This is a genomic window from Bathymodiolus platifrons methanotrophic gill symbiont (assembly GCF_002189065.1).
In the GTDB taxonomy this organism is placed as follows: domain Bacteria; phylum Pseudomonadota; class Gammaproteobacteria; order Methylococcales; family Methylomonadaceae; genus Methyloprofundus.
Map to the genome: position 1 here is coordinate 1 of NZ_BDMN01000476.1, position 2,796 is coordinate 2,796.

The window sequence follows — 2,796 nt, forward strand, 5'->3', positions numbered from 1 at the left end:
CACCAGCATTGTGTATTTCAGCTACTCAATAATTGGGAAACTTCAGCTACGCAATACCTTCGCCAAAATGAAAACACACTCATTTTTATGAATTTTACAGCCTATAAGCGATTGATTTATATAGGTGTAAGATTGTCCTTTTTGGCTTAAATTAAAATTGGCGAAGGTATTGCTACGATCATAAGATTTAATTTCAGCCAAAGAAGGTTCGCATGTTCAACTAAAAATAGTGCGACTTTTCAAGTTATTATTCTCATTAATGTACCTGACTTTCTCACTAGTTTATCGGATGGGATGAGAAATTATTTCTCCTAGATGGTATCTTATCCATTGGTTGCATAAAAACAGGTTATAGTTGATTTTTACACAAATATGTACAAAAAATACGAAAAAAAAGACCATATTATCCACCATGGCGACGCTATAGAAATATTAAAATCACAAATCAAAGATGCTTCAATTGACCTAATATTTGTAGACCCCCCTTATAACATCGGTAAAAAGTTCTCAAATTTTAAGGATCGCTGGCCTTCTGATACTGAATATGCTGATTGGGCATACAAATGGATTGATGAGTGTATTCGAGTATTAAAGCCTACAGGTACAATGTACTTAATGACTAGCACTCAAGCTATGCCATATTTTGATCTATACGTTAAAGAAAGACTTTCGATTCTTGGCCGTATTATCTGGTCTTACGATAGTTCAGGTGTCCAAGCTAGAAAGTATTATGGCTCTATGTATGAGCCTATTCTATATTGTGTCAAGAATCCAAAGGCATATACATTTAATGCTGACGATATTCTTGTTGAAGCAAAAACAGGTTCAAAAAGAAAACTTATTGATTATCGAGGAAAAGAGCCAAAGCCATATAATACAAAAAAGATTCCAGGTAACGTTTGGGATTTTCCAAGAGTGCGGTACAGAATGGATGAATATGAAAACCATCCATCCCAAAAACCACAAGCATTACTAAATAGAATAATCCAAGCCAGCAGTAATGAGGGTGATACAGTACTTGACCCATTTTCGGGAACATTTACAACTGCTACTGTCGCTAAAATATTAGGAAGAAAAACTGTAAGCATTGAATCTCAAGATGAATACTTAAAAATAGGATTACGCCGTGTGCTTAATCTTGAAGAACATCAGGGAGAAAAACTAACAAAACCAGAAAAAAATACAAAAATTAAAAATGGTAGAGGAGCTAATAGGGGTGAAGTAAAGGGGGGTATTTTTAGTGTCAATTGTTAAACATGATTTTACAAAAACTATTATTGATATTCTTGATAGATTTTCGGAAAAAAATGGTAATGAGATTTTAAAAAAAAGTGAAATTATTCAATACCTAAATATTAAAACAAAAGCCGCTAATCGTGGCTCAAAGTCACGCGCAGGATTTGCAAACCACTATGCAATATATGTTCTAATAGAAGATTACTTAAATGGTAATTTTTCTATTAATGGTGGATATAACGACTATGAAGGAGCTAAATTTAGTGATTTGTTTCGTCGTCAGAGGGAACTTCCATTTGGCAGTAAACTACAAAATCATGCTCTTAATCATCGCTTAAATGAAGAATTTAAAAAATATTTTCCAGCTTGTGAATATTTACCCATTATTCGAGACTCAAAAAGCAATAGATACTGGATTAATGAAAATTTAGTTTTCGTTAATATAGGTAATAAAAAAATTAATATTGCTCTATCTATAAAGGAAATTATTGAGGCATATATTCACGCTAGACAAAGTGCTTTCTCAGAGTTCATGGGCTACTGTCAGGAAATTATAAATATTCAGGCGGAGTCTCCTGAAAAGGCAATCGAGTTTATAAAAGGGTTATTTCGGCCGAATGTTGATGCTCGTGTATTTGAAATAGCGAGCTTCGCTGTATTAAAACAGTATTATGCTGACCAAAGAATTTTTTGGGGCTGGTCACCAGACGAACTTATTGAAGAGTCTTTAATACTTTATAAGACTGGACGAACAAACGCTAATGACGGCGGTATTGATTTTGTGATGAAACCACTTGGAAGGTTTTTTCAAGTCACGGAAACTATTGATGCTGGAAAATATTTCTTAGATATAGACAAAGTTCAAAGATACCCAATTACGTTTGTTGTTAAAACAAATGAATCAAGTGAAGAAGTTTTAAAGACAATAGCCCTTCAAGCAGAAGCTAAATATCAAATTAAGGCTATCGTTAAAAGGTATATTGAATCAGTTGATGAAATAATAAATATTCCCAAGTTAATAGAAATATTTGAGAGTGTACTCAAGTCAGGTTGTGGAGCAAAAGTAATCGAGGAAATTGTTCTTCAAAGTCGTGTTGAATTTAATGTAGAATCAGAAGAACAAGACATACTTGCTTTTGAAAAGTCGGCTGAATAGGGCAGGGAAGTTAAAAAGGTATATTTAATTCATCAGGAACAAGGCAAAAAACACCGCTTTCAGGTTTCCAGTTCTCCTGAAAGTCTGTATTTTCTGCCATAGTTTCGGCTGTAGCATTCACTACGCCTATCCTAATAGTAGCTGGTCTTTGGTTTCATAGTCTCTTGAAAATGACATTTTTAGCCCTCACCTCTTAATGTGATAATTTACTTTTGTTACGTTATTCATTTCTTCCCATAAATCCCACGCTTCATCAGTACGTAGTAACTTGGATAATCTGGCACAACCTCGTTCAGCCCATATCTGTATGCCTTTTATTCCTTTGTAATCAAAGACTTGCAGGAGTCCTTTACTAGTGGTGAAAAGAAAAGAAGAAGGAAGCGCTGCATTAGTACGAGCGAAAT

General features: G+C 34.2%; 2 protein-coding genes and 1 pseudogene. 2 read left to right on the forward strand and 1 reads right to left on the reverse strand.

What is annotated here, in order from left to right; genetic code table 11:
• The first annotated feature begins 372 nt into the window (after positions 1-372).
• Together yhdJ and CDZ78_RS19535 are read left to right on the forward strand one after the other, a co-directional pair.
• Entirely contained in the window at positions 373-1,254 is an 882-nt protein-coding gene (yhdJ, locus tag CDZ78_RS19530) for an adenine-specific DNA-methyltransferase (RefSeq protein WP_087871455.1), read from the forward strand.
• A complete protein-coding gene (locus CDZ78_RS19535; RefSeq protein WP_087871456.1) occupies positions 1,241-2,392 on the forward strand; it encodes a restriction endonuclease in 1,152 nt (383 codons plus the stop codon). Before yhdJ ends, CDZ78_RS19535 begins: the two co-directional genes overlap by 14 nt.
• A gap of 186 nt (positions 2,393-2,578) precedes the next feature.
• Here CDZ78_RS19535 and CDZ78_RS22750 read toward each other — a convergent pair.
• Positions 2,579-2,796, reverse strand: a pseudogene (locus CDZ78_RS22750) (hypothetical protein); the annotation flags it as partial.

Coding starts and splice junctions, on each gene's coding strand:
- yhdJ (WP_087871455.1), top strand. CDS start 373: ATGTACAAAAAATACGAAAAAAAAGACCATATTATCCACCATGGCGAC.